This is a genomic window from Streptomyces sp. NPDC096012 (genome assembly GCF_040426375.1).
GTDB lineage: Bacteria > Actinomycetota > Actinomycetes > Streptomycetales > Streptomycetaceae > Streptomyces.
Genome location: NZ_JBEOTD010000019.1, coordinates 59,821 through 78,705 on the forward strand (window position 1 = coordinate 59,821; position 18,885 = coordinate 78,705).

The window sequence follows — 18,885 nt, forward strand, 5'->3', positions numbered from 1 at the left end:
CGCACCTGCCACTGACAGCGCGCCCGGCACCCGGAGACAAGTGATCTTGATTGGTCGGCTCTGCCCGCAAAAGTGCCTGACCAGTAGCGCACGTCTGATCAGTTGAGATCGGTCACGTCCGCCCCCGGCAACCGGGAGACCGGACGCAGCGTCTTTCCTCCGAACATGCTCGGGAACGCTTACGTAGTGCTTCGAAGCACGGCACTACAGTGGGTCGGAACACCGGAATGCAGGCAAGCAAGCATCAGCAAGCAGCAGGGAGCGCGTGACGTGCGGCCAGTCGGCAGCAAGTACCTGCTTGAGGAGCCGCTCGGACGCGGCGCCACAGGCACCGTATGGCGTGCCCGCCAGCGCGAGACCGCGGGCGCCGAGGCGGCCGTGGCCGGGCAGCCGGGAGAGACGGTCGCGATCAAGGTCCTCAAGGAGGAGCTGGCGAGCGACCCGGACATCGTGATGCGCTTCCTGCGCGAACGCTCCGTCCTGCTCCGCCTCACCCACCCGAACATCGTCCGGGTCCGCGACCTGGTCGTCGAGGGCGATCTGCTGGCGCTGGTCATGGACCTCGTCGACGGCCCCGACCTGCACCGCTACCTGCGCGAGAGCGGCCCCCTCACGCCGGTCGCGGCCGCCCTGATGACGGCCCAGATCGCCGACGCGCTGGCCGCGAGCCACGCCGACGGCGTCGTCCACCGCGACCTGAAGCCCGCCAACGTGCTGCTGCGGCAGTACGACGGCCTGATGCACCCGATGCTGACCGACTTCGGCATCGCCCGCCTCGCCGACTCCCCGGGCCTGACCCGCACCCACGAGTTCGTCGGCACGCCCGCGTACGTCGCGCCGGAGTCCGCGGAGGGCCGCCCGCAGACCTCCGCCGTCGACATCTACGGCGCCGGCATCCTGCTCTACGAGCTGGTCACCGGCCGCCCGCCGTTCTCCGGGGGCAGCGCCCTCGAGGTCCTGCACCAGCACCTGAGCGCCGAACCGCGCCGGCCCTCCACCGTCCCGGACCCGCTGTGGACGGTCATAGAACGCTGCCTGCGCAAGAACCCGGACGAGCGCCCGAGCGCCGAGAGCCTCGCGCGCGGGCTGCGGGTCGTCGCCGAGGGCGTCGGCGTGCACGCGAACTCCGCCCAGATCGCCGCCGCCGAGGGCGTCGGCGCGCTGCTCGCCCCCGACCCGGCGCCCACCGCGGTCCCGGGCGTGCCGGGCGCCGCCGATCCCACCCAGGTGCTGCCGACGAACGCGCCGCAGGGGACGTACGACCCGAACGCCGCGACCAGCTTCCTCCCGCACACCGGCGGCCCGGCCGGCGCCGCCGACCCCACGGCCGTGCTGCCGAACACCGGCGCGGCGGACCCGACGGCCGTCCTGCCGCCGGTGCCCCAGGGCCGGCCCGGTCAGGAGGGCCGGCAGGGGCCCGATCAGCCGCACCCCTGGCAGACCCAGCTGCGGGCCGCCCGCGACCGCAACGAGCAGACCCAGGTCCAGTACCTCGACCCGAACGAGGACCCGCTGCGCCGCCGCCCGCAGCGCCAGGTGGCCCGGCCCCAGCAGCAGCCGCGCCAGTCCCCGCAGCCCCGTCCGCAGCAGCCGCAGCCGCGTGGCCGGCAGCAGGCACCGGCCGGGTACGGCTACCCGCAGCAGCAGCCCCAGCGCTACGCACCCGCCCCGGAGCCGCAGCGGCCCGCGCGCGAGCCCCGCGAGCCCCGGCGGCGCGGCGCCAACCCGATGAAGATCCCCGGGCTCGGCTGCCTCAAGGGCTGCCTGTTCACGATCGTCATCCTGATCGTCGCGAGCTGGCTGGTCTGGGAGCTGACCCCGCTGCAGCACTGGATCGGCACCGGCAAGGGCTACTGGGCCCAGCTGAGCGACTGGGCCGGCAAGGTGGGCGGCTGGCTCAAGGATCTGAGCCGCTCCGCGGGCAACTGAACGCGATCGGACGAAGCACCGGAAATCGATCGCTGGTTTAGCGATTTGTCGACATCTGGCGGGTGATTTCCGTCTCCGCGGTGAAGGTTGGCTCGTCCTGCGCGTAGTTTTGTCGACCAGGGGTCCTGGTCTGTCGGCTGGGGGGTCCGGGGGTCGCCCCCCGGAGTGACGCAGCACGACAACACGCGTCTGTAGGAGCAGTCTTGGCACGGAAGATCGGCAGCCGGTACACCGCGAACCAGATCCTGGGGCGGGGCAGCGCCGGCACGGTGTGGCTGGGCGAGGGGCCCGAGGGTCCCGTCGCCGTCAAGCTGCTGCGCGAGGACCTCGCCTCCGACCAGGAACTCGTCGGACGCTTCGTCCAGGAACGCACCGCGCTGCTCGGCCTGGAGCACCCGCACATCGTCTCCGTGCGCGACCTGGTGGTCGACGGCAACGACCTGGCCCTGGTCATGGACCTGGTCCGGGGCACCGATCTGCGCACCCGGCTGGAGCGTGAGCGGCGACTGGCCCCCGAGGCGGCCGTGGCCATCGTCGCCGACGTCGCCGACGCGCTGGCGGCGGCCCACGCGGCCGGAGTCGTCCACCGGGACGTCAAGCCCGAGAACGTCCTGCTCGACATGCAGGGACCGCTCGGCCCCGGCGGGGCGCACCCGGCGCTGCTCACCGACTTCGGCGTCGCCAAACTCATCGACTCACCGAAGCGGACCCGCGCCACGAAGATCATCGGTACGCCGGACTACCTGGCCCCGGAGATCGTCGAGGGCCTGCCCCCGCGGGCCGCCGTGGACATCTACGCGCTGGCGACGGTCCTGTACGAGCTGCTGGCCGGCTTCACCCCCTTCGGCGGCGGGCATCCGGGCGCGGTCCTGCGCCGGCACGTCACCGAGACCGTCGTACCGCTGCCCGGCATCCCCGAGGAGCTGTGGCAGCTGATCGTGCAGTGCCTGGCCAAGGCGCCCGCCTCCCGGCTGCGGGCCTCGGAGCTGGCGGCGCGGCTGCGCGAGCAGCTGCCGACGCTGGCCGGGCTGCCGCAGCTGGACGTGGACGAGCCGGAGGTCTTCGAGGAGGCCGCGGACGAGCCGGCGACCTCCGCCCCGCCCGGGGACGAGCCGGTGCGCCGGCGGGGAGCGGTCTCCCTGGTCCCCGGAGCCAAGCCGGACTCCAACCGGGACACGCACACCTCGATGCGGGTGCCCGGGCCGGACGAGCTGGCGGGCGGCGCCCACGGGACCGCCCGCGCCCCGCGGGCCGTCGGCGAGCCCCGGCCGGGCTCGGCACGGCACCGGGCGGTCGTGCGGCGCCGCCGGATCACGCTGGGCGTGGCCGGGGTGGTGCTGGCGGCCGTCGTGGGCGTCGGCGCATGGCTGCTCTCCGCCGATGGGGACTCGCAGGCACCGCAGGACACCCACAGCACCTCGGCCCCGTGAGACGCCGGGGGCGCCCCACTCCCCGTGTGACATGAGGGGACGCCCCGCCCCTGCCCGCCGCACCCCCGCTTCCCCGGCGCCCACGCACCCGCCCGGGCGGGAGGCGGGCAGGACCGGTTGCCGCAACCGTTACGCTGGAGAGCGTGGCAGTCGTCGATGTATCCGAAGAGCTGAAGTCCCTCTCCTCGACCATGGAGTCGATCGAGGCCGTCCTGGACCTCGATGCGATGAGGGCAGATGTCGCCGTGCTCGAGGAGCAGGCGGCGGCACCGTCCCTGTGGGACAACCCGGACGAGGCGCAGAAGATCACCAGCAAGCTCTCCCACCTCCAGGCCGAGGTCAGGAAGGCCGAGGCGCTGCGCGGCCGGATCGACGACCTCGCGGTCCTCTTCGAGATGGCCGAGGAGGAGAACGACCCGGACACCCGCGCCGAGGCCGAGTCCGAGCTGGTCGCGGTGCGGAAGTCGCTGGACGAGATGGAGGTCCGTACCCTCCTGTCCGGCGAGTACGACTCCCGCGAGGCCCTCGTCAACATCCGCGCCGAGGCCGGTGGCGTCGACGCCGCCGACTTCGCGGAGAAGCTGCAGCGCATGTACCTGCGCTGGGCCGAGCAGCGCGGCTACAAGACCGAGCTCATCGAGACGTCGTACGCCGAAGAGGCCGGCATCAAGTCGACCACCTTCTCCGTGCAGGCGCCGTACGCCTACGGCACCCTCTCGGTCGAGCAGGGCACGCACCGTCTCGTGCGCATCTCGCCCTACGACAACCAGGGCCGCCGCCAGACGTCCTTCGCCGGCGTCGAGGTGCTCCCCGTGGTCGAGCAGTCCGACCACGTCGAGATCGACGAGTCGGAGCTGCGCATCGACGTCTACCGGTCCTCCGGCCCGGGCGGCCAGGGCGTGAACACGACGGACTCCGCGGTCCGCATCACCCACCTGCCCACCGGCATCGTCGTCTCCTGCCAGAACGAGCGGTCGCAGATCCAGAACAAGGCCACCGCGATGAACGTCCTGCAGGCCAAGCTGCTGGAGCGGCGCCGGCAGGAGGAGCAGGCCAAGATGGACGCCCTCAAGGGCGACGGCGGCAACTCCTGGGGCAACCAGATGCGTTCCTACGTGCTGCACCCGTACCAGATGGTCAAGGACCTGCGTACCGACCACGAGGTGGGCAACCCGGAGGCCGTCTTCAACGGCGAGATCGACGGGTTCCTCGAGGCGGGCATTCGCTGGCGCAAGCAGCAGGAGAAGTAACTTTGTCGACAAGCCAACTGCCGCCCTGGGGGCGGCAGTTGGCTTATGTGTGGGTTTTACGTCACACTCACAGACTGCAATCCCCCGCAAACACCCTGTCGTCGGACATTGCGCGCGCAACGGCCTTGACGTTGCTTTGAAAAATCGGAAAGGTGATGCGCGGCATGCGTATTTGAGGGGCGCATGTGAACCGGGGGATCGAGTCGGCGCGGTATGTCGTCGCCCAGCTGCCCCCGTCGATCACGGCCAGCCCCACGCGCCGCCTCATTGACGAACAGCTACTGGGGGTAGCAACCATATGACGAAGAAGACGCGGATCCGGGTCGCGCGAATAGCCGCGGGCGCCGTGATCGCGGCCGGTGCGTCACTCACCGCCGCCGGTGCGGCCTCCGCCCTGGACCTCGGTGTCCAGGCGGGTCCGATCGGCATCGGCGTGACCACGGACGGCCCGGCCGACGGCGGCACCGACGGTGGTGCCGACGGCGGTACGGACGGGGGCACGATCGTCGGTGTGACCGTGGGCGGCATCGACGGTGGCACGACCTCCGACGGTGGTACGACCACGAACGGCGGGACGACCACCGACGGTGGCACCACGACCGACGGTGGCACGACGACGAACGGTGGCACGACCACCGACGGCGGCACCACGACCAACGGCGGGACGACCACCGACGGTGGCACCACGACCAACGGCGGGACGACGACGAACGGTGGCACGACCACCGACGGCGGCACCACGACCAACGGCGGCACGACCACCGACGGTGGCACGACCACGAACGGCGGGACGACCACCGACGGCGGCACCACGACCGGCGGCGGCTCCGGCAACGGCGGCAACTCCGGTGGCGGCAACTCCGGTGGCGGCAACACCGGCGGGTCCGGCAGCACCGGCGGCTCCACCGACGGCGGCTCCGCCACCGGCGGCACCAGCACCGGCGGCTCCACCACCACCGGTGGCAACAACACCATCCCCGACGGCGGCAACGACAACACCGCTCAGGAGGAGGGCTCCTCGGCCCTCACCGACACCGGGTCCGACACCACCGCCCAGGGCGGCGACAAGCAGCTCGCCGAGACCGGTGCCGGCCAGACCGCGTTCCTGCTCATCGGTGCCGCGACGATGATCGCCGGCGGCATCGCCTTCCGCGTCCTGCCGCGACTGGCCGGGGCCCGGGGCGGCGCGGCCGCCTGAGCGTAGCCACACGGTGACGCGCTGCGCACGCGGACGCCGAAGGGCCCGGAGCTCGCCGCTCCGGGCCCTTTCGCCGTACCGGGCTCCTGGCCCCGTCCGCTACGCGGTCTGGTGCGCCAGCAGCGCCACGGCGGCGATCAGCACCGCCAGCAGCGCGATCAGCGCCATCGGGTTCAGACCCGCGAGAAAGCCCTCCTGCTGCAGCCGCTCGCGGTTGGCACGGCACACCGGGCACCGGCCCTCGCTCACGGGCGCCGCGCAGTTCGCGCACACCAACCGGTCGTACGTCATGCGCTCGCCCTCCTTGCACCGGCCATCACACATACAACGCGCGCGGGAACGAGAACGTTCCCCCTCCACTGTGCCAGGTTCCCGCGGAGCGTGCGCGGGGCCCCGGAAAGAACGGGGCGGCACGAGGGGCCGGTACAAAAACGTACAAGTCTTGCCCAACCTGCACCTGCGACTGCACTTGCACACCCGGTTCGCGTATGGTCACGCTCATCTACCCCCGGCGACCCGTGGTGCATCCGTGATCCGATTCGACAACGTCTCCAAGGTCTACCCCAAGCAGACCCGTCCGGCCCTCAGGGATGTCTCCCTGGAGGTGGAGAAGGGCGAGTTCGTCTTCCTCGTGGGATCCTCCGGCTCCGGGAAGTCCACCTTCCTGCGGCTCGTCCTCCGCGAGGAGCGGTGCAGCCACGGCCAGGTGCACGTGCTGGGCAAGGATCTCGCGCGCCTCTCCAACTGGAAGGTGCCGCAGATGCGCCGCCAGCTGGGGACGGTCTTCCAGGACTTCCGGCTCCTGCCGAACAAGACGGTCGCCGAGAACGTGGCCTTCGCTCAGGAGGTCATCGGCAAGTCGCGCGGCGAGATCCGCAAGTCCGTGCCGCAGGTGCTCGACCTCGTCGGGCTCGGCGGCAAGGAGGACCGGATGCCCGGCGAGCTGTCCGGTGGTGAACAGCAGCGCGTCGCCATCGCGCGCGCCTTCGTCAACCGGCCCAAGCTGCTCATCGCCGACGAGCCCACCGGCAACCTCGACCCGCAGACCTCCGTCGGCATCATGAAGCTGCTCGACCGCATCAACCGGACGGGCACCACGGTCATCATGGCGACGCACGACCAGAACATCGTGGACCAGATGCGCAAGCGCGTCATCGAACTGGAGAAGGGCCGCCTCGTGCGCGACCAGGCCCGCGGCGTCTACGGCTACCAGCACTAAGCAAGTTCGCGACGGAAAGGCTCGACCAGACGCCATGCGCGCCCAGTTCGTCCTGTCGGAGATCGGTGTCGGTCTCCGCCGCAATCTGACGATGACCTTCGCCGTCATCGTCTCCGTAGCCCTGTCCCTGGCGCTCTTCGGCGGCTCCCTGCTGATGAGCGACCAGGTCGGCAAGATGAAGGGCTATTGGTACGACAAGGTCAACGTCTCGATCTTCCTGTGCAACAAGCACGACGCCGATTCCGACGTCAACTGCGCCAAGGGCGCGGTCACCGAGGACCAGCGCAAGCAGATCCTCGCCGACCTGCACAAGATGCCCGTCGTCGAGAAGGTCGCCTACGAGTCCCAGGACCAGGCGTACAAGCACTACAAGGAGCAGTTCGGCAACTCCCCGCTGGCCGGCTCCCTGACGCCGGACCAGATGCAGGAGTCGTACCGGATCAAGCTCAAGGACCCGCAGAAGTACCAGGTGATCGCCTCCGCGTTCAACGGGCGGGGCGGCGTGCAGTCGGTACAGGACCAGAAGGGCATCCTGGACAACCTCTTCCAGTTGCTGAACCTGATGAACCGGGCCGCGCTCGGCGTGATGGCGCTGATGCTGCTCGTCGCGCTGCTGCTGATCGTCAACACCGTGCGCGTCTCGGCGTTCAGCCGCCGGCGCGAGACAGGCATCATGCGCCTGGTCGGTGCTTCGGGCTTCTACATCCAGGCGCCCTTCATCGCCGAGGCGGCCGTCGCCGGTCTCATCGGCGGCGGCCTCGCCTGCTTCTTCCTGGTGGTGGGCCGGTACTTCACCATCGACCACGGGATGGCGCTGTCGTCCAAGCTCACGCTCATCAACTTCGTCGGCTGGGACGCGGTGTTGACCAAGCTGCCGCTGATCCTCGCCACGAGTGTGCTGATGCCGGCGTTGGCGGCGTTCTTCGCGCTGCGCAAGTACCTGAAGGTGTGACGCATGACAAGGCAGCCGTACGGACTTCGGGCCGTACGGCGCCTTCGCGTTGTCCTAGACTCACCGCCATGTCAGGCCGTGCCCTGTTCTGCCAGCCCCGTCGCATCCGCCGCGGGGCCACCCTGACATTGGTCTTCGCCGGCGTGCTGGTCGCCGGAGCCGCCACCGGCTCCTTCCCGGAGTCCGCGCGGCCCGAGCGGAAGATCGCCGTCGGACCGGTGGGCGCCGCCACCCGGCACGAGGCCGTGCAGAAGGCCGCCGCCGAGGCGATGGCCGACGGCAAGTCCCCGACGGAGGCCGCCGAGCGCGCCGTGAGCCGCAGCGGCGACCGCTGGGGCGCCGTCTACTCCGAGAGCGAGTACGAGGAGTTCCGGCAGGCCCTCGACGGCAGCTACACCGGCGTCGGCCTGTGGGCGCGGCTCGAGCCGGACGGCCGGATCGAGGTGACGAAGGTGCGCCCCGGCTCGCCGGCGGCCGACGCCGGGATCCGCAGGGGCGACCGGCTGCGCAGCGTCGACGGCAGCGAGGTCGACGGCCGGCCGGTCACCGAGGTGATCGCCTTACTGCGCGGCGACGCCGAGGACGCCCCGGCCGGCACGACGGTGACGCTCGGCCTGCAGCGCGGCAAGCGCGCGTGGACCGAGAAACTGCGCCGGGCCCGGCTGTCCACCGACTCCGTCACCGACCGCCGGCTGACCGGCGGGGTCACCGTCATCAAGATCGCCGCCTTCACCAAGGGCACCGCCGACGCCGTCCGCGCGGCCCTGCGCGCGGCCCCGGCCGAGGCCGGGATCGTCCTCGACCTGCGGGGCAACTCCGGCGGCCTGGTCACCGAGGCCGTGGACACCGCCTCGTCCTTCCTCGACGGCGGCCTGGTCGCCACCTACGACATCGAGGGCGCCCAGCGTTCCCTGCACGCGGCCGCCGGCGGCGACACCGCCCGGCCGCTGGTCACCCTGGTCGACGGCGGCACGATGAGCGCGGCCGAACTGCTCACCGGCGCCCTGCAGGACCGGGGTCGCGCGGTGGTGATCGGCTCCCGCACCTTCGGCAAGGGCTCCATCCAGATGCCGACGAAGCTGCCCGACGGCTCCGTGGCCGAACTGACCGTCGGCCACTACCGCACGCCCTCCGGTCACGCGGTGGACGGCCGGGGCATCACCCCGGACCTGGAGGCGGGGGCCGGTGCGCTGGAACGGGCCGAGACCGTCCTCACCGGGCTCGGCGACCCCTCGTAGTCCCCGTAAACGCACTTCCCCCGCACCCCCTGTGTGGTGCGAAAATGGTCGGCACTATGAGCAAGGGAATGTACGTACCGAAGGAGTCCCAGCCCAAGCAGGGCGGAGGGGCCGCGAAGGCGGCCAAGGACGGCAAGCGCAAGATCGTCGCGCAGAACAAGAAGGCACGGCACGACTACGCGATCATCGACACCTACGAGGCCGGGCTGGTGCTCACCGGTACCGAGGTGAAGTCGCTGCGTCAGGGGCGCGCCTCGCTGACCGACGGCTTCGTCCAGATCGACGGGAACGAGGCGTGGCTGCACAACGCCCACATCCCCGAGTACAGCCAGGGCACCTGGACCAACCACTCCGTGCGCCGCAAGCGCAAGCTGCTCCTGCACCGCGAGGAGATCGACAAGCTGGAGTCGAAGTCCCAGGAGACGGGGCACACGATCGTCCCCCTGGCCCTGTACTTCAAGGACGGCCGGGCGAAGGCCGAGATCGCGCTCGCCCGGGGCAAGAAGGAGTACGACAAGCGGCAGACCCTGCGGGAGAAGCAGGACCGGCGGGAGTCGGACCGCGCGATCGCGGCGGCGAAGCGCAGGGAGCGGGGCGTCTGACCGGGCCGCGGGAATAGGCTGGCATCCGCGTGCGTTGGTCACGTACGATGGCACTGCACTCCACAGCGGGTGCGCGCCCCCTCCTCGGAGGGGATTGAAAAATCAACATGGGGATGATCGGTTTCGACAGCGGATGTCGAAGCAGGGGAAGCGTGTCGAGGAAGCGGCAATGATCTCGTAAACCATATGTCGCAAAAAATAATCGCCAACACCAAGCGCGATTCCTTCGCCCTCGCTGCCTAAGTAGCGACTTGCGAAGTGTCAGCCCGGGGCTGTTCCCGACCCGGATCCTGGCATCAGCTAGGGAACTAAACCTTGATCCCGGTCACGGGGTGAAGAGGGAAATCTAACAGTGACTGGGCCCGTCGGCGACTTGTTCGCGTGATCGCCGGGGCCGAGAAAATCACAGCGAACTGCACACGGAGAAGCCCTGATTCTGCACCGGTGGACGCGGGTTCGATTCCCGCCATCTCCACGATCGGGAGGCCTACCGGCCCCCCTAACCCATGTGGGCGAAGGCCCCGCCGCTTCCGAGCGGCGGGGCCTTCGCCATGCCCGCCCGCGCCCGCGCCGCCGCCCCGCCTGCGCCCGAAGGGCCTCGCCTGTCATGTTCCTGCTTCGTTTGCTGCCGGCCCTGCCCCGCGAGATCGCTTTCGCCGTCGTCGGGCTGTGCGCCGGAGCGTTCCTCGCTGTCGTGGACTCCCTGCACGGGTACGGCGAGACCACCGGCGTCGCCGGCAGTGTCCAGGTCACTCATGGCGAGCGCGCCTCCGGAGGCTGGGCGGAGCCGTGGGCCGACGGCTGGGCGTGGGAGGGCTCAGCGGCGGGTGTGAGGGCGGCGTGCGGGTGAGGGCCGGGCTCAGCGGGTGCGCCGGGGTGAGCCCGTCGCGCCGCTCACCGCGTCGACCAGCAGGGCGAGGCAGGCGGAGGCGGCCGGGACCGTGAACGCGGCGGCGGGGGAGAGGCGCTCGGCGGCCCAGCCGCCCGCGGCCGCACCGCAGGCGATGCCGCCGAGCAGGCCGGTGACCACCAGACTCATGCCCTCGTTGACCCGGTCGGCCGGGGTGCGCCGCTGCACCAGGGTCATCGCCGTGACCATGGTCGGCGCGGTCGCCATGCCCGCCACCAGCAGCGTCGCCGCCAGCACCGGGAGGGAACCGGTGACCGCGGCGGACAGCCAGGGCAGGGTCATCAGCGCGGCCATCGCCGCCAGACACCGGGTCAGGCCCAGGCCGGCCGGCTTCAGCGCCCCGTACACCAGCCCCGCCCCGCACGACCCCGCCGCCTGGAGCGCCAGCACGGCCCCGGCCGCGGCCCGGTGCCCCTGCGCGTCGGCGAAGGCGATCGTGACGACCTCCATCGAGCCGAACACGGCGCCGGTGGCCGTGAAGCAGGCGAGCAGGGCCGGGATGCCGGGGCTGCGCAGCGGCGACGGCGCCCTGGCGGGAGCGCGGGCCGGCGGCTCGGTGGCCCGCTGGACGGTGAACAGCGCCATGCCGGCCAGCAGCAGCACCGCCCCGGCGAGGGTGCCCGCCTCCGGGAAGAACGTGCCCGTCAGGAAGGACGCCAGCACCGGCCCGAGCATGAAGCACAGTTCGTCGGCGGCCTGCTCGAAGGAGTTCGCGGTGTGCAGTGCGCCGGGGTCGTCGCGCAGCAGATGGGCCCAGCGGGCGCGGGACAGGCCTCCGATGTTGGGGGTGGCCGCGGTGGCCGTGTAGGCGGCGAAGAGGGTCCAGCCGGGGGCGTCGCAGCGCACGCACAGCAGCAGGGCGAGGCTGCCGAGCACGGAGACGAGCGTGGCCGGTACGGCGACCCGCGCCTGCCCGTGCCGGTCGACGAGCCGGGCGATCCACGGCCCGGCCAGCGCGGTCGCGGCGAGCCCGGTCGCGGTGACGGCACCGGCCAGGGCGTACGAGCCCCGGGAGCCGGCGATCATCACGACGGCGCTCACGCTGAACATGCCCATCGGGAGTCGGGCGAGGAGGTTCCCGGCGGTGAACGCACGGGCGCCGGGCAGGGAGAACAGCCGGCGGTAACCGGTCCTCCGCGCAGGGGCAGCCGGTGTGGGGTGGTCGTCGGGGGTGTGCGGGAGGGGGCTCGGTGTGGGGGAGTCGCCGGTGGTGGGTGCGACGGCGGTCGGGGTGTGGTGGTCGTCGGTGGTGGGTGGAGCCGGTGTGGGGTGGTCGTCGGCGTGCGGGAGAGGGGCCGGTGTGGGGTGGTCGTCGGCGTGCGGGGGAGGGGCCGGTGTGGGGTGGTCGTCGGCGTGCGGGGGAGGGGCCGGTGTGGGGTGGTCGTCGGCGTGCGGGGGAGGGGCCGGTGTGGGGGAGTCGTCGGTGGTGGGTGCGACGGCGGTGCGGGTGTGGTGGTCATCGGTGGTGGGTGCGACGGCGGTCCGGGTGTGGTGGTCGTCGGTGGTCGGGTGCGGCATGGCTCCACCGTGGCCCGGAGCCGATCACGGGGTCCAACACCTTCTCGGGGCCGATTGACGCACCCCTGTTGTAGGTTCACCGCCATGCCCGCCCCCGCACACCTGGATCCCCGCCTGCTGCGCGCCTTCGTCGCGGTGGCCGAGGAACTGCACTTCACCCGGGCCGCCGCCCGTCTGTACGTCGCCCAGCAGGCGCTCAGCCGCGATGTGCGGCGCCTGGAGAAGGAGCTGGGCGTGGAGCTGTTCGTGCGGACCACCCGGCAGGTGACGCCGACCGCCGACGGCGAGCGCCTGCTGCCGTACGCCCGGCGGGTCCTGTCCGCCCAGGACGATCTGCTCGCCGCGTTCGGGCAGGCCCGCCCGCTGCTGGTGGACCTCAACTCGCCGGGCCTGGTCACCGGCCGCCGGGTGCTGCACCGGGCCCGTGAACTGGCCCCGGACTGCGAGCTGATGGCCCGCTACGAGAGTGGGCTGACCGGAGCCGCGGCGGATCTGCTGGCCGGCCGGCTGGACGTGTCCTTCGGCCGGTTCGCCGGTCTGGACCCGGCGCTGCGCTCCGGCCTGGAGCAGCAGCCGGTGCGCTACGAGCCGATGGCCGTCGTCCTGCCGGAGGACCACCCGCTGGCCGGTCTCCCTCAGGTGCCGGTGGCCGCGCTGGCGGGGCAGGAGGTGTACGCCGGTGCCGGCGACCCGCGCACTCCCGAGTGGACCGACCTGGCAAGCCGCCTCTTCGAGGGACACGGCATCCGGCTCGCCGCGCCCCTTCCGCCGGCCGTCGGGGACGAGGAGTTCGAGCGGATCATGGCCAAGACCCGGACTCCGGTGCTGGCCGTCGTGGACTTCCCGGACATGCCCCGGACGGTACGGCGGCCCCTCGTCGACCCCGTCCCGCTCTCACCCGTCTCCCTGGTCTGGCGCAGGGGGCTGCGCCATCCCGGCCTGGACGCGCTGCGCCGGGCGGCGGCCGAGACGGCGGGGGCGCGCCACTGGCTGCGCCGGCCGCCCGGCGGCTGGCTCCCGGCCACCGACGACGACGTGATGGACCCCCGCGGCCGGCAGCCCACACCCCACCACCCGTGACACCCCCTGCCACCCCGACCCGCACCCCGACGCCTGCCACCAGGCCGCCACCCCGGTCGCCGGACGTGGCCTTCCCCCCGGCCGCCTCCGCCACGTCCCCGCCCCGGCACGCGCGGTGCGCTCCCGCTCCGGCCGCCGTCGCCCTTCTCCCGCTGCGGCCGCCGCCCACCCCCCCCGCCCAGACGGCCACCACCACGCTCCCGCTCCGGCCGTCGTCGCCCTTCTCCCGCTGCGGCCGCCGCCCACACCCCCCGCCCAGACGGCCACCACCACGCTCCCGCTCCGGCCGTCGTCGCCCCTCTCCCGCTCCGGCCGCCACCCACACCCCCCGCCCCGACGCGCACCACCACCCTCCCGCGCCGACCACCCGAGGCCCCCGACCGCCACCCGTGCGTTCCTCACCGGGCGTCCTCGGAGGGAGTGAGAGCAACGTTCCCTTCCGGTCACCCGGGGGCACGGGGCGGAAACGCGGTCTTCCTACCTTCGGGCTCAGTCCCTAGTTCGGCCGACCGAGCAGCCGGAGCACCGTGGAGGCGCGATGACAGCCCCAGCCCCAACCCGTCGCAGTGGCCGCTGGGTCGAGCACTGGGACCCGGAGGACGAGGCGTTCTGGAAGGAGCGGGGGGAGCGGACCGCCCGCCGTAACCTCCTGCTCTCCGTGCTCTGCGAGCACATCGGCTTCTCGGTGTGGACCCTGTGGTCCGTGCTCGTGCTCTTCATGGGCCCCGAGTACGGGCTGGACCCCGCCGACAAGTTCCTGCTGACCTCGGTCGTCACCCTCGTCGGCGCCGTCGTGCGCGTGCCCTACACCTTCGCCGTCGCCGTCTTCGGCGGGCGGAACTGGACCATCGTCTCGGCGGCCCTGCTGCTCGTGCCGACCGTCGCCGCGTTCGTCGTGATGCGGCCGGGCACCTCCTTCCCGGTCTTCCTGCTGGTGGGTCTGCTCGCGGGTGTCGGCGGCGGCAACTTCGCCTCCTCCATGACCAACATCAACGCCTTCTTCCCCCTGCGGAAGAAGGGGTGGGCGCTCGGGGTCAACGCGGGCGGCGGGAACATCGGCGTGCCGGTCATCCAGCTGGTCTGCCTCGCGATCATCGGTGCGGGCGGCGGGCCCCGCGTGCTGCTCGGCGTCTACATCCCGCTGATCGTCGTCGCCGCCGTGCTCGCCGCGCGGTTCATGGACAACCTGGCCACGGTGCGCAACGACACCGGGGCGGCGAAGGACGCCGCCCGGGACGCCCACACCTGGATCATGGCCTTCCTGTACATCGGCACGTTCGGGTCGTTCATCGGCTACAGCTTCGCCTTCGGCCAGGTGCTGACGAGCCAGTTCGGGCGGACCCCGCTGCAGGCCGCGTACGTCACCTTCGTCGGGCCGCTGCTCGGCTCCCTGGTCCGGCCGGTGGGCGGGTGGCTGGCCGACCGGTACGGCGGCGCCCGCATCACCCTGTGGAACTACGTCGGCATGGCCGCCGCGACGGCGGCGCTGATCGTGGCCGGCAGCCAGAAGTCGGTCGCGCTGTTCGTGCCCGTCTTCGTGGTGCTGTTCGTGCTGAGCGGGCTCGGCAACGGCTCGACGTACAAGATGATCCCCGGCATCTTCCAGGCGAAGGCCCTCGCCAGGGGGCTGACGGGCGAGGAGGCCGTCGGCCACGGCCGGCGGCTCTCCGGCGCCGCCATGGGGCTCATCGGGGCCGTCGGCGCGCTCGGCGGCGTCGGCATCAACCTCGCCTTCCGGCAGTCCTTCCTGTCCTACGGCACCGGCACCGGCGCGTTCGTCGCCTTCCTCGCCTTCTACGGCGCCTGCTGCGCCGTCACCTGGGCCGTATACCTTCGCCGTCCGGCCGGCCGCGCCGAGGCCGCGCCGACGGCGGACACCGATCCACGGCTCGGCTACGCCGAGGTGTGACGTAACACCGGCGACACGCCGCGGAACCGAGCCCGTCACGCGTCGTTGACAGGCTCGCCCGGCACGCGGGCCAGCTAGGAGAGCCATGTACGACGAACAGCAGCAGGCCGGGCACGGACCCCTCGCCGGGTTCACCGTGGCCGTCACCGCCGCGCGGCGCGCCGACGAGCTGGGCGCGCTCCTGACGCGGCGCGGTGCCGTGGTGCTGCACGCGCCCGCGCTGCGGATCGTGCCGCTCGCCGACGACGGCGAACTGCTCGCCGCCACCGAGGAACTCATCGACCGGGCACCGGACGTCGTCGTGGCCACCACCGCCATCGGCTTCCGCGGCTGGGTGGAGGCCGCGGACGGATGGGGGCTCGGGGAGCGGCTGCTCGGGCGGCTGCGGAACGTCGAACTGCTGGCGCGCGGCCCCAAGGTCAAGGGGGCCGTGCGGGCCGCCGGACTGACCGAGACGTGGTCGCCGTCCAGCGAATCGATGGCGGAGGTGCTCGACCGGCTGCTGGAGGAGGGGGTGGACGGGCGCCGGGTCGCCGTGCAGCTGCACGGGGAGCCGCTGCCGGGATCCGTGGAGGCGCTCCGGGCCGCGGGTGCGGAGGTCGTGCCGGTGCCGGTGTACCGCTGGATGCCGCCGGAGGACATCGGCCCGCTCGACCGGCTGCTGGACGCGGCCGTCTCCCGCGGCCTGGACGCCCTCACCTTCACCAGCGCGCCGGCCGCCGCCTCCCTGCTCGGCCGGGCGGAGAAGCGCGGTCTGCTCGGCGAGCTGCTGACGGCGCTCGGGCACGACGTGCTGCCGGCCTGCGTCGGACCCGTCACCGCGCTGCCCCTGCAGGCGCACGGCGTGGACACCGTCCAGCCGGAGCGGTACCGGCTCGGGCCGCTCGTGCAACTGCTCTGCCGGGAACTGCCCGCTCGCGCGCGCGTGCTGCCCGTGGCCGGGCGGCGGCTGGAGATCCGCGGCCACGCGGCCCTGGTGGACGGCGAGCTGAAACCGGTGCCGCCGGCGGGGATGTCGCTGCTGCGGGCGCTGGCGCGGCGGCCGGGATGGGTGGTGGCCCGGGCCGAGCTGCTGCGGGCGCTGCCGGGGACCGGCCGCGACGAACACGCCGTGGAGACGGCGATGGCCCGCCTCCGCACGGCACTCGGGGCGCCGAAGCTGATCCAGACGGTGGTGAAGCGGGGCTACCGGCTGGCGCTGGACCCGACGGCGGACGCGAAGTACTCCGACGTGTGAGCCGAACGGCCGCGGACCTCGGTACGAGGGGTTCCGGGCGGTTGCCGCGGCGGGCACTGTGGAGGGGAGCGACGGAACGGTTCCCCCGCGGTTCCTGCCTAGGCGGTGACAGGCACATGGCACTGGGTACGGCCACGCCCCCGTACGAGCTGCGGTTCGATGCCGGACGGAGCTGCCTGGATCTCCTCGCCACCACGCACCCGGCCGAACGGCTGGACGGCGTCGAGCGGTTGTGCGCCTGGATCGCCGGCGCCGCACTGGTGCCGCCCGGCACGCCGCTGACCCACGCCGACGCCTCCTGGCCGGTGGCGTTCCGGGAACTGCGCGGGTACGTCGGGCAGTTGGTGCGAGGACCGCACGCGCCGGACGGGCTGCCGTACGAGCGCGCGCTCGCCCGGGTCAACGAGACGGCCCGGGCCGCGCCGCCGGCCCCGCGCGCCGTGCGCGGCGAGGACGGCACGCTGGTGCGGGAGTTGGCCGGGCCGCCGCAGTGCGCGGCGCTGCTGGCGGTCCTCGCCCGGGACGCCGTGGAGCTGCTCACCGACCCCGTGGCGCGGGCGGCCGTGCGCGAGTGCGAGGGGGACGACTGCCCGCTGGTGTACTTGGACACGTCCCGGGGCCGGCGCCGGCGCTGGTGCTCCAGCGAGGTCTGCGGCAACCGTGAGCGCGTCGCCCGCCACCGGCGCCGGGCGGCGCTCGAACGGGCCTGATCGTCCGCTACGGGCGTTACGCCGGATTGCGCCCCGGCGCCGCGCGGAGTGATTTGCGCAACACGGCGTTTGTGGGCGACGCTGCCCGGGCAGTCCGGCCGTCTGCGGCGCCGTGTCGGAAATGTAAAGATCATGCGGTGGGAATGTGTGCGCATGTCCCGCTCGTCACGTCGGCACCGAGAAACTGTCGCTTCCGTTTGAACGCCACGCACCCGCCTTCCGTACCGGTGGGCGAGCGACCGACTGGGGGAACCCCCGGACACCGGAGGTGGGCGTGCGCAAGGATGCGGCCGTGGCCAATGAACATGGATCGAGGGCCCGACATCGCATGTCCTCACAGTCCTCGGAGCCGGACGAGGAGCTGATGCGCGCCCTGTACCGGGAGCACGCCGGACCTTTGCTCGCGTATGTCCTGCGACTGGTCGCAGGCGACCGGCAGCGCGCCGAGGACGTCGTACAGGAAACGCTCATCCGTGCCTGGAAGAACGCCGGTCAGCTCAATCGGGCTACCGGATCGGTACGCCCCTGGCTGGTGACGGTCGCTCGCCGCATCGTCATCGACGGCCACCGCAGCCGGCAGGCCCGGCCGCAGGAGGTCGATCCGTCGCCGCTGGAGGTCATCCCCGCGGAGGACGAGATCGACAAGGCGCTGTGGCTGATGACGCTGTCGGACGCGCTCGACGACCTGACCCCGGCCCACCGGGAAGTCCTGGTCGAGACGTACTTCAAGGGGCGTACGGTCAACGAGGCGGCCGAGACGCTGGGCATACCGAGCGGCACGGTCCGTTCCCGGGTGTTCTATGCCCTGCGATCGATGAAGCTGGCACTGGAGGAGCGGGGGGTGACGGCGTGATGAGCGGGTACGGGGGTATGCAAGGGTTCGGAACGGGTGGTCCGGGTATGTCTGGACCCATGAGCCCAGGGCAGGGATCTTCGGTGCCGAGCGAGCACGAGACCGTCGGGGCCTACGCGCTCGGGATCCTCGACGACGCCGAGGCGACCGCTTTCGAGACCCACCTCGCCGGCTGCGAGTGGTGCGCCCAGCAACTCGACGAACTGGCCGGGATGGAGCCGATGCTGGCCGCGCTCGCGGACCTGCCGGGCTCCGGCAGCACCCCCGCGATCGGCGAGTCGCTGTCGGCCACGCCCAGTCCGCGACTGGTGGAGAAGCTGGTCGACGAGGTCTCCGAGCAGCGCGCCCGTAAGCGCCGGCGCGGCTTCTACATGGTCGCCGCGGCCGCCGCGCTGATCATCGCCGGCCCGCTGGCCGCGATGGCCGCCGGCGGCGGTTCGGACGGCGGCAACCAGGTCGCCGCCGCCACTCCGGCCGAGAGCGCGTTCCGGACCATGTCCGACAAGGCGTCGGCCACGGATTCCTCGACCCACGTCAGCGCCACCGTCGGTATGTCCCAGAAGGTGTGGGGTACCCAGGCTGTCCTGGAGCTGAAGAACGTCAAGGGCCCGCTCAAGTGCTCCCTGGTCCTGGTGGCCAAGAACGGCCAGCGGGTGACGATGTCGTCCTGGTCCGTGCCGAACTGGGGCTACGGCGTCCCGGACGGCACCACACCCGAGTCGAAGAAGCCGCTGTACATCGGCGGTGCGGCGGCCTTCCAGCCGAACGAGATCGACCATTTCGAGGTCGTGACCTTCGAAGGGAAGAAGCTCGTCCAGGTGGACGCGTAGTCGCCGTAGCTTTGCCGGGT

The 18,885-nt window shown here is 72.3% G+C and carries 17 protein-coding genes and 1 other RNA gene; 16 read left to right on the top strand and 2 right to left on the bottom strand.

Annotated features, from left to right (window positions below; genetic code table 11):
* Window positions 1-270 precede the first annotated feature (270 nt).
* From ABVB68_RS19640 to ABVB68_RS19655, 4 genes are all read left to right on the top strand, one after another.
* On the top strand, window positions 271-1,929 hold the full coding sequence (locus tag ABVB68_RS19640) for a serine/threonine-protein kinase (protein ID WP_353602367.1): 1,659 nt from the start codon (window positions 271-273) through the stop codon (window positions 1,927-1,929).
* 203 nt (window positions 1,930-2,132) lie between these two features.
* Window positions 2,133-3,359, top strand: coding sequence for a serine/threonine-protein kinase (locus tag ABVB68_RS19645; RefSeq protein ID WP_353602368.1), 1,227 nt, complete (start codon window positions 2,133-2,135; stop codon window positions 3,357-3,359).
* A gap of 143 nt (window positions 3,360-3,502) precedes the next feature.
* Window positions 3,503-4,609, top strand: coding sequence for a peptide chain release factor 2 (prfB, locus tag ABVB68_RS19650; protein ID WP_353602369.1), 1,107 nt, complete (start codon window positions 3,503-3,505; stop codon window positions 4,607-4,609).
* A 298-nt stretch (window positions 4,610-4,907) separates the two neighbouring features.
* Window positions 4,908-5,807, top strand: coding sequence for a hypothetical protein (locus ABVB68_RS19655; protein WP_353602370.1), 900 nt, complete (start codon window positions 4,908-4,910; stop codon window positions 5,805-5,807).
* A gap of 99 nt (window positions 5,808-5,906) precedes the next feature.
* Here ABVB68_RS19655 and ABVB68_RS19660 read toward each other — a convergent pair whose 3' ends face one another.
* On the bottom strand, window positions 5,907-6,098 hold the full coding sequence (locus ABVB68_RS19660; RefSeq protein WP_100826534.1) for a hypothetical protein: 192 nt from the start codon (window positions 6,096-6,098) through the stop codon (window positions 5,907-5,909).
* A 238-nt stretch (window positions 6,099-6,336) separates the two neighbouring features.
* Between ABVB68_RS19660 and ftsE the strand changes: the two genes are divergently transcribed.
* The 6 genes from ftsE to ABVB68_RS19690 all read left to right on the top strand — a co-directional run bounded on the left by ftsE (window position 6,337) and on the right by ABVB68_RS19690 (window position 10,668).
* The gene (ftsE, locus tag ABVB68_RS19665) at window positions 6,337-7,026 is read left to right on the top strand and encodes a cell division ATP-binding protein FtsE (RefSeq protein ID WP_031159396.1); all 690 of its coding nucleotides are present in this window, start codon (window positions 6,337-6,339) and stop codon (window positions 7,024-7,026) included.
* Window positions 7,027-7,060: 34 nt separating this feature from the next.
* Window positions 7,061-7,978, top strand: a complete 918-nt coding sequence (gene ftsX, locus ABVB68_RS19670; protein ID WP_353602371.1) for a permease-like cell division protein FtsX — start codon at window positions 7,061-7,063, stop codon at window positions 7,976-7,978.
* A gap of 68 nt (window positions 7,979-8,046) precedes the next feature.
* Window positions 8,047-9,216, top strand: a complete 1,170-nt coding sequence (locus tag ABVB68_RS19675) for a S41 family peptidase (protein WP_353602372.1) — start codon at window positions 8,047-8,049, stop codon at window positions 9,214-9,216.
* Between the two features lie 56 nt (window positions 9,217-9,272).
* Window positions 9,273-9,818 carry an SsrA-binding protein SmpB gene (smpB, locus tag ABVB68_RS19680; RefSeq protein ID WP_353602373.1) on the top strand — a complete coding sequence of 182 codons (546 nt, stop codon included), beginning with the start codon at window positions 9,273-9,275 and terminating at the stop codon, window positions 9,816-9,818.
* 109 nt (window positions 9,819-9,927) lie between these two features.
* Window positions 9,928-10,296: a transfer-messenger RNA gene (gene ssrA / locus ABVB68_RS19685) on the top strand.
* 129 nt (window positions 10,297-10,425) lie between these two features.
* Window positions 10,426-10,668: a hypothetical protein gene (locus ABVB68_RS19690; protein WP_353602374.1), complete on the top strand. Its 243-nt coding sequence runs from the start codon at window positions 10,426-10,428 to the stop codon at window positions 10,666-10,668.
* Between the two features lie 9 nt (window positions 10,669-10,677).
* On the opposite strand, the gene ABVB68_RS19695 is transcribed toward ABVB68_RS19690, so the two are convergent.
* Window positions 10,678-11,844, bottom strand: a complete 1,167-nt coding sequence (locus tag ABVB68_RS19695; RefSeq protein ID WP_353602437.1) for an MFS transporter — start codon at window positions 11,842-11,844, stop codon at window positions 10,678-10,680.
* A 486-nt stretch (window positions 11,845-12,330) separates the two neighbouring features.
* Here ABVB68_RS19695 and ABVB68_RS19700 point away from each other — a divergent pair, with 486 nt between their 5' ends.
* The 6 genes from ABVB68_RS19700 to ABVB68_RS19725 all read left to right on the top strand — a co-directional run bounded on the left by ABVB68_RS19700 (window position 12,331) and on the right by ABVB68_RS19725 (window position 18,865).
* A complete protein-coding gene (locus ABVB68_RS19700; protein WP_353602375.1) occupies window positions 12,331-13,326 on the top strand; it encodes a LysR family transcriptional regulator in 996 nt (331 codons plus the stop codon).
* Window positions 13,327-13,864: 538 nt separating this feature from the next.
* Window positions 13,865-15,235 carry a nitrate/nitrite transporter gene (locus ABVB68_RS19705; protein ID WP_353602376.1) on the top strand — a complete coding sequence of 457 codons (1,371 nt, stop codon included), beginning with the start codon at window positions 13,865-13,867 and terminating at the stop codon, window positions 15,233-15,235.
* Window positions 15,236-15,320: 85 nt separating this feature from the next.
* A complete protein-coding gene (locus ABVB68_RS19710) occupies window positions 15,321-16,472 on the top strand; it encodes a uroporphyrinogen-III synthase (RefSeq protein WP_353602377.1) in 1,152 nt (383 codons plus the stop codon).
* A 116-nt stretch (window positions 16,473-16,588) separates the two neighbouring features.
* On the top strand, window positions 16,589-17,182 hold the full coding sequence (locus ABVB68_RS19715; RefSeq protein WP_353602378.1) for a CGNR zinc finger domain-containing protein: 594 nt from the start codon (window positions 16,589-16,591) through the stop codon (window positions 17,180-17,182).
* A 328-nt stretch (window positions 17,183-17,510) separates the two neighbouring features.
* Complete coding sequence (locus tag ABVB68_RS19720; RefSeq protein WP_353602379.1) at window positions 17,511-18,035, top strand: sigma-70 family RNA polymerase sigma factor; 525 nt, start codon at window positions 17,511-17,513, stop codon at window positions 18,033-18,035.
* A 59-nt stretch (window positions 18,036-18,094) separates the two neighbouring features.
* Entirely contained in the window at window positions 18,095-18,865 is a 771-nt protein-coding gene (locus ABVB68_RS19725; RefSeq protein ID WP_353602380.1) for an anti-sigma factor family protein, read from the top strand.
* Window positions 18,866-18,885 lie beyond the last annotated feature (20 nt).